This is a genomic window from Cellulomonas sp. ACRRI (assembly GCF_022346185.1).
In the GTDB taxonomy this organism is placed as follows: domain Bacteria; phylum Actinomycetota; class Actinomycetes; order Actinomycetales; family Cellulomonadaceae; genus Cellulomonas.
In genome coordinates, this window is record NZ_JAKRMS010000167.1 from 1 (window position 1) to 7,512 (window position 7,512).

The following is a 7,512-nucleotide window of genomic DNA, read 5'->3' on the forward strand; positions in this document are numbered from 1 at the left end:
CGGGCGGGCAGGTCCCGGCGCTCGAACCGCGGGGCGGCGGCGGGGCGGCGGCCGGGGGCGGCCTCGCAGGCGAGGGCGAGCCAGGTGGCCAGCGCCTCGTCGGTCGCCAGCGCCGCCGCGTCGATCGTGAGCCAGCCGCGGCCCATGGTCCGCCCGCCCATGCGGGAGGCGGCGGCGCCGGGGCGAGCGGCGAGCTCCTCGTGCCGGTCGGACGCGACCCGCACCAGCAGGTCGCCGCTGCCTCGCGCGCTGGCGACCATGGCGTCGCCGAGGAAGAACGAGACGCCGCCGAACATCGGCCGGTCCGACAGGGGCGCGGGGTCGGCGGCGTCCGCGGCGTCCGCGGCGTCGGAGGCGTCGGCGGCGAGCAGGGCGCGGACCCGGGCGGCGAGGTCGTCGGCGTCGGTGCCGGCGCCCGGGTGCCGGTCGGGCGGGCGGGGGCGGGCGCGCCGGGGAACGCCGGGGTGCACGGAGCCGGCGTCGTCCGCGGGCGTCGCCGGGCGCAGGCCCCCGTCCTCCTCGGCGAACGCGTCGCCGGTCGCCGGGCAGCGCCACCGGCCGGGGCCGTCGGCGACCAGCCGCTCGCCGGTGCGCCCGACCCAGCCGACGCGTCGCGCCGGGACTCCCGCGACGAGCGCGTGGTCCGGCACGTCCCGCGTGACGACGGCCCCCGCCGCGACGAGGGCCCACCGGCCGACGACGACCGGCGCCACGCACACCGCCCGCGCGCCGACGGACGCCCCGGCCCGCACGGTGACGCCGACCGCGTGCCAGTCGTCGGCGGACTTCAGCGTGCCGTCGGGGTTGACCGCGCGGGGGTGCAGGTCGTTGGTCAGCACGGCGGCGGGGCCGATGAACGCGCCGTCCTCCAGCAGCGCCGGCTCGTAGACCAGCGCGTGGTTCTGGATCTTGCAGCGGTCGCCGACCCGCACGCCGGGGCCGAGGTAGGCGCCGCGTCCGACGACGCAGTCCGCGCCGAGCACGGCGCCCTCGCGCACCTGCGCGAGGTGCCAGACGCGCGTGCCCGGCCCGATCGTGGCGCGCGGGTCGACGTCGGCGCCCGGGGCGCTCGTCGGTGCCCGGCGCACCGGGGCGCCGGGGGCCGCGGGGGAGCGCGCGACCTCCGCGGCGGGGTCCTGGCTGGCGTCCACGCGGCCTCCCGGGCCGCCCGCCCGCGGCCGGGCGCGGCGACCCTCCGGACGATACGGCGTCGGCCGCCCGGGGTGGCACCGGGGGACCGGGTGAGAAATGTCCGATATGCGTGACATGTCCGAATCGGGCTGGTCACACTACGGCTACGTCACGAGGAGGCGAGCCGCATGGCAGATCCGCTACGGATCGCGGTGGTCGGCGCGGGGTACTGGGGCCCCAACCTGGCCCGGAACTTCCGAGCGTCGACGGACTGGGACCTGGTCGCGGTGTGCGACCGGGATCCCGAGCGGGCCCGCCGGGTGGTCGGCGGGCGCAGCACGGTCGAGGTGCTCACCGACCCGGCCGAGCTGCTGGCGCGGGACGACGTCGACGCGGTGGCGGTGGCGACGCCCGCGGCGACCCACGCCGGGATCGTGCTGGCCGCGCTCGACGCCGGGAAGCACGTGCTCGTGGAGAAGCCGATCGCCGCCAACGGCGCGGACGCCCGGCGCATGGTGGCCCGGGCCGCCGAGCGGGGGCGCGTGCTGATGGTCGACCACACGTTCTGCTACACGGCCGCCGTGCGGGCCATCCGGGACATGGTCGCCGACGGCTCGCTGGGCGACCTGCACTTCGTCGACTCGGTGCGGATCAACCTCGGCCTCGTGCAGCCGGACGTGGACGTGTTCTGGGACCTGGCGCCGCACGACCTGTCGATCCTCGACTTCGTCGTCCCCGGCGGGCTGGTGCCCACGGGCGTCGCGGCGCAGGGCGGCGACCCGCTCGGCGTCGGTCGGTCGTGCGTCGGCTACCTCACCCTGCCGCTGGCCGGCGGGGCGCTGGCGCACCTGCACGTCAACTGGCTCAGCCCCACGAAGATCCGGCAGATGGTGGTCGGCGGCAGCCGGCGCACCCTGGTCTGGGACGACCTGGCCCCGCAGCAGCGGCTCACCGTCTACGACCGCGGCGTCGACCCGGGGGAGAGCCTGCCCGACCGGGCGAGCGCGCGGGTGTCCTACCGGCTCGGCGACGCGTGGTCACCCGCGCTGCCCGAGCGCGAGGCGCTGGCCGCCGTGGTCGAGGAGTTCGCCGCCGCGGTGCGCGTGAGCCGGGCGCCGCTGACCGACGGGTACGCGGGCCTGCGGGTGCTGGACGTGCTGGAGTCGGCGTCGCTGAGCCTGTCCGACGGCGGCCGGCTGGTGCCGGTCGCCCGGGGCGACCTGGTGGGCGCCGGCGCGAAGGGCCGCCGTCGGTGACCGCGCTGGCGGGCGCGCGGGTCGTGGTGACCGGCGGTGCGGGCACGGTGGGGTCCACGCTGGTCGACCAGCTGCTGGCGGCGGGGGCCGGCCGCGTCGTGGTGCTCGACGACCTGTCGCGCGGCCGCCGGGACAACCTCGCGGGTGCGCTGGCGTCCGGGCGCCTCGACCTGGTGGTCGGCGACCTGCGGGACCGGGACGCCGTGCACGACGTCGTGCGCGGCGCCGACGTCGTGTTCCACCAGGCCGCGATCCGGATCACGCAGTGCGCCGAGGAGCCGCGCCTCGCCCTCGAGGTGCTGGTCGACGGCACGTTCACGGTGCTGGAGGCCGCCGCCGAGCACGGGGTCGCCCAGGTGGTGGCGGCGTCGAGCGCGTCGGTCTACGGGGCGGCGGAGGAGTTCCCGACCGGGGAGCGGCACCACCACCACAATAACGACACGTTCTACGGCGCCGCCAAGTCGTTCACGGAGGGCATGGCGCGGGCGTTCCGGGCGACCCACGGCCTGGACACCGTCATGCTGCGGTACTTCAACGTGTACGGGCCGCGGATGGACGTGCACGGCCGGTACACCGAGGTGCTCGTGCGCTGGATGGAGCGGATCGCCGACGGGCTGCCGCCCCTGGTGTTCGGGGACGGCCGGCAGACGATGGACTTCGTGCACGTCCGGGACGTGGCGCGGGCCAACGTGCTGGCGGTGACGTCCGGGGTGGCCGGGGGCGCGTACAACGTGGCGAGCGGCACCGAGACGTCGCTGCTGCAGCTCGCCGAGGCGCTGCTGCGCGTCATGGGCAGCGACCTCGCCGTCGAGCACGGGCCGGAGCGGGCGGTGAACGGGGTGCCCCGGCGGCTGGCCGACACCGCGGCCGCGCGCCGGGACCTCGGGTTCGTCGCCCAGGTGGGGCTCGACGAGGGGCTCCGGGAGCTCGTCGACTGGTGGCGCCCGCGGCGGGCGGCCGTCGCGGCGGGCCGGGACCCCGCGGGCGCGGCGGTGTCGCCGTGACCACGCTGCACGTCATGCGACCCTGGCTCGGCGCGGAGGAGGTGGCCGCGGTCACCGAGGTGCTCGCGTCCGGCTGGGTCGCGCAGGGCCCGCGGGTGGCCGCGTTCGAGGAGGCGTTCGCCGCGTCGCAGCGGTCGGGGCGGGCGGTCGCGCTGTCGTCCTGCACGGCGGCCCTGCACCTGGCGCTGGTCGTCGCGGGGGTGCGGCCCGGCGACGACGTCGTGGTCCCCTCGCTGTCCTTCGTGGCGACGGCGAACGCCGTGGTGCACGCGGGAGGGCGCCCCGTCTTCGCCGACGTCGACCTCCGGACGGGGAACGTGACGGCGGCGACGGTCGCCGAGGCGCTGACCCCGCGGACCACGGCCGTGATCGCGGTCGACCAGGGCGGCGTGCCGGTCGACCTGGACGCCGTCCGCGCCGTGACCGACCCGCTCGGCGTCGTGGTGGTCGAGGACGCCGCGTGCGCGGCGGGGTCGACGTACCGCGGCGCGCCGGTGGGCGCGCGAGCCGAGGTCGCCGCGTGGTCCTTCCACCCGCGGAAGATCCTGACGACCGGCGAGGGCGGGATGCTCACCACCGGCCGCTCGGACTGGGCGGACCGGGCGCGCCGGCTGCGCGAGCACGCGATGAGCGTGTCGGCCGCCGATCGCCACGGCGCCGTGCTGGCCCCGCCCGAGGAGTACCTGGAGGTCGGGTTCAACTACCGGATGACCGACCTGCAGGCCGCGGTCGGGCTGGTGCAGCTCGGCCGGCTCCCGGAGGCCGTCGCCCGGCGCCGCGCGCTCGCCGCGGCGTACGCCGAGCAGCTCGCGGACCTCCCGGTCCTGCGGCCGGTGGCCGACCCGCCGTGGGGGTCGGGCAACTTCCAGTCGTACTGGGTGGAGGTGCTGCCGGGGTCGCCGGTCGACCGGGACGGGCTGCTCGCGCGACTGGCCGCGGCGGACGTGTCGGCGCGGCGCGGGATCATGGCCGCGCACCGGCAGCCCGCGTACGCCGGCGGGGACCACGGGCCGGTCGCGCTGCCGGTGACCGAGCGCCTCACCGACCGGACGCTGATCCTGCCGCTGTTCCACGAGATGACCGGCGCCGAGCAGGACCGCGTGGTCGAGGTGCTCCGGGCGGCCGTCGGCGGGGCGGTCCGGTGACCGCGGGGGGCCGGCCCCTCGTGCTGGTCGGGGCCGGCGGGCTGGCTCGCGAGGTCCTCGCGGTGGTCCGGCGGCACGGTCCGTACGCGCCGGTCGGGGTGCTCGACGACGACCCGGCGACGCACGGCCGCGAGGTCGGCGGGGTGCCGGTGCTCGGCGGTGTGCGCGCGCTGGCGGACCTGCCGGAGGCGGCCGTGCTCGCGTGCGTGGGGCACGGGCGGGCGCGCGCGGGGCTGGTGACCCGGCTCGCCGCGGCCGGCGTCGGCCCGGACCGGTGGGCGACCGTCGTGCACCCCTCCGTCGAGGTGCCGGACGGCTGCACGGTGGGCGCCGGCTCGGTGCTCCTCGCCGGCGTGGTGCTCACCGCGGACGTCCGGGTCGGCCGGCACGTCGTGCTGATGCCGCACGTGACCCTCACGCACGACGACGACGTGCGGGACGCGGCCACGCTCGCCGCGGGGGCGACCCTCGGCGGCGGGGTGCGGGTGGGGCCGCGGGCGTACCTCGGGATGCGCTCGGCCGTGCGCGAGCGGGTCCGCGTCGGGGCGGGCAGCACGCTGGGCATGGGCGCGGTGCTGCTGACGGACCTGCCGGACGACGAGACCTGGGCGGGCGTGCCGGCCCGGCCGCTGCACCGGGCGGTCGACGGCCGCACGCACGGGGACCGGCAGGCCCGCGACGGCGGGACGGCGGTGCGCGCATGAGGATCCCCCTGGTCGACCTCGCCGCCCAGCAGGCGGAGGTGCACGCGGAGGTGCGCGCCGGGCTGGACGAGGTGTTCGCGACCACCGCGTTCGTCGGCGGCCCCGCCGTCGGCCGGTTCGAGGCGGCCTACGCCGCGGCCGTCGGCGCGCGGCACTGCGTCGGCGTCGCTAACGGCACGGACGCGCTCGAGCTCGCGCTGCGCGCGGTCGGCGTCGGGACGGGCGGGGAGGTGGTGCTGCCGGTCAACACCTTCGTGGCGACGGCCGAGGCGGTCTCCCGGATCGGCGCGGTGCCGGTGCTGGTCGACGTCGACCCGGTGCACCTGCTCGTCGACCCGGCGGCGGTGCGCGCGGCGGTGGGGCCCCGGACGGCGGCGCTGGTGCCGGTGCACCTGTTCGGGCAGGTGGCGCCGGTCGAGGAGCTGCTGAAGACCGCGGCGGACGCCGGGGTCCCGCTGGTGGAGGACGCGGCGCAGGCGCAGGGCGCGCGCCGCCACGGCCGGCCGGCCGGCACGCTCGGCATCGCGGCGGGCACTAGCTTCTACCCGGGCAAGAACCTGGGCGCGGCGGGGGACGCCGGCGCGGTGACGACCGACGACGCGGCGGTGGCGCACCGCGTGCGCGCCCTCGCCGCGCACGGCAGCACGCGGAAGTACCGGCACGACGTCGTCGGGATGAACTCCCGGCTCGACACGGTGCAGGCGGTGGTGCTGGAGGCCAAGCTGCGCCGGCTCGCCGGGTGGAACGCGCGACGCCGGGCGGCGGCGGCGCGGTACGCCGACCTGCTCCGCGACCTGCCGGCGGTCCGGCCGCCCGTGGCCGACCCGGCGAACGAGGACGTCTGGCACCTGTATGTCGTCCAGGTGCCCGACCGCGACCGGGTGCTCGCCGCGCTGCACGAGGCGGGTGTCGGGGCCGGGGTGCACTACCCCGTGCCGCTGCACCTCACCGGCGCCTACCGGCACCTCGGGCTCGGACCCGGGGCGTTCCCGGTGGCCGAGGCCGCCGCGGGCCGCATCCTGTCGCTCCCGATGCACCCGCACCTGACGGCGGCGCAGCAGGAGCGGGTCGTCGAGGTGCTGCGGAGGGCGGTCGCGTGAGGATCCTCGTCTACCCGGGCGTGATGGAGGTCGGCGGCAGCCAGCTCAACGCCGTGCAGCTCGCGCACGAGGCGGCGCGGGCCGGCCACGACGTGCTGATGTTCGGCCCGGACGGCGACCTCGTGCCGCTGGTCGGCGCGCTCGGTCTCGAGTACGTGCGGGCGCCGCAGGAGGGCCGGTGGCCCTCGCCGCGGAACATGGCCGCGCTGCGCCGGCTGGTCGTGGACCGCGGCGTGGACGTCGTGCACGGGTACGAGTGGGGACCGTCGGTCGACCTGGCGTTCGGCCCCCACCGCCGGCTCGGCACGCCGCTGGTCACGACCGTGCTGTCGATGGACGTGCCCGAGCACGTGCCGCGCCACGAGCCGCTGGTGGTCGGGACCCGGCGGCTGCACGAGCAGCAGCGGGCGCACCGCGACCGGGTGCACCTGATCGAGCCACCCGTCGACACCGTGCGGGACGCCCCCGGCGCAGCGGGGCCGGACGCGCGGGCGCTGCTGGGTCTCGGCCCGGACGATCTCGTGCTGTCCGTCGTCGGCCGGCTGTCGACCGACCTGGGCAAGGCGGACGGCGTGGTGGCGGCGATCGAGGCGGTGGGGCGGCTGGCGGCGCGGCGGCCCGACGGGGCGTGGCCCGGCCCGGTCCGCCTGGTGGTCGCCGGGGCCGGGCCCGAGCAGGCACGGGTCGCCGCGCGCGCGGACGCGGTCAACGCCGCGGTCGGCGACCAGGTCGTCGTCGTGACCGGGCAGCTGCTCGACCCGCGCCCGGCGTACGACGCGGCCGACGTGGTGCTCGGCATGGGCTCGTCGGTGCTGCGCGGCATGGCGTTCGGCAAGCCGGTCGTCGTCCAGGGCGACCGCGGCGCCTGGCGGGCGCTGACCCGGGACACGCTGCCGGGGTTCCTGCACGACGGGTGGCTGTGCGAGGGGCCCGGCGACGGCGCCGACCTGGAGCGCGAGCTGGCGCCGCTGCTCGCCGACCCGGGCCTGCGGGCGCGGCGGGGGGCCCTGGGGCGGGGTGTGGTGCTCGACGCGTACGGCCTGGCGGCGGCCGGGCGCCGGCTGGACGCGGTGTACGCCGACGCGGTCAGCACCCGCCCGAGCGAGGCGGTGCGCCGCAGGGCGCTGCTGCGGTGCGCGGTGGACCTGGCGAAGTTCCGCGCGTCGCTGGCC

7 protein-coding genes are annotated in these 7,512 nt (G+C 78.3%); 6 read left to right on the plus strand and 1 reads right to left on the minus strand.

The features are described 5' to 3' along the window. Positions 1 to 1,151, minus strand: a 1,151-nt coding sequence (locus tag MHY85_RS22085; RefSeq protein ID WP_374234139.1) for a TfoX/Sxy family protein, incomplete at its 3' end; no start/stop codon positions are given. A gap of 168 nt (positions 1,152 to 1,319) precedes the next feature. Here MHY85_RS22085 and MHY85_RS19295 point away from each other — a divergent pair. The 6 genes from MHY85_RS19295 to MHY85_RS19320 all read left to right on the plus strand — a co-directional run. Further along, a complete protein-coding gene (locus MHY85_RS19295) occupies positions 1,320 to 2,387 on the plus strand; it encodes a Gfo/Idh/MocA family protein (RefSeq protein WP_239199672.1) in 1,068 nt (355 codons plus the stop codon). Next, positions 2,384 to 3,391, plus strand: coding sequence for an NAD-dependent epimerase/dehydratase family protein (locus tag MHY85_RS19300; RefSeq protein ID WP_239199674.1), 1,008 nt, complete (start codon positions 2,384 to 2,386; stop codon positions 3,389 to 3,391). The genes MHY85_RS19295 and MHY85_RS19300 overlap by 4 nt, the downstream gene beginning before the upstream one ends. A 14-nt stretch (positions 3,392 to 3,405) precedes the next feature. Further along, positions 3,406 to 4,536, plus strand: coding sequence for a DegT/DnrJ/EryC1/StrS aminotransferase family protein (locus tag MHY85_RS19305; protein ID WP_239199683.1), 1,131 nt, complete (start codon positions 3,406 to 3,408; stop codon positions 4,534 to 4,536). Then, positions 4,533 to 5,240, plus strand: coding sequence for a NeuD/PglB/VioB family sugar acetyltransferase (locus tag MHY85_RS19310; RefSeq protein ID WP_239199676.1), 708 nt, complete (start codon positions 4,533 to 4,535; stop codon positions 5,238 to 5,240). Before MHY85_RS19305 ends, MHY85_RS19310 begins: the two co-directional genes overlap by 4 nt. Next, positions 5,237 to 6,340 (plus strand): DegT/DnrJ/EryC1/StrS aminotransferase family protein, encoded by a 1,104-nt coding sequence (locus MHY85_RS19315; RefSeq protein WP_239199677.1) that lies wholly within the window; start codon positions 5,237 to 5,239, stop codon positions 6,338 to 6,340. Before MHY85_RS19310 ends, MHY85_RS19315 begins: the two co-directional genes overlap by 4 nt. Then, positions 6,337 to 7,512: glycosyltransferase family 4 protein (locus MHY85_RS19320; protein WP_239199679.1), on the plus strand; the 1,176-nt coding region annotated here is incomplete at its 3' end. The genes MHY85_RS19315 and MHY85_RS19320, both read left to right, overlap by 4 nt.

Coding starts and splice junctions, on each gene's coding strand:
- MHY85_RS19295 (WP_239199672.1), top strand. CDS start 1,320: ATGGCAGATCCGCTACGGATCGCGGTGGTCGGCGCGGGGTACTGGGGC.
- MHY85_RS19305 (WP_239199683.1), top strand. CDS start 3,406: ATGCGACCCTGGCTCGGCGCGGAGGAGGTGGCCGCGGTCACCGAGGTG.
- MHY85_RS19315 (WP_239199677.1), top strand. CDS start 5,237: ATGAGGATCCCCCTGGTCGACCTCGCCGCCCAGCAGGCGGAGGTGCAC.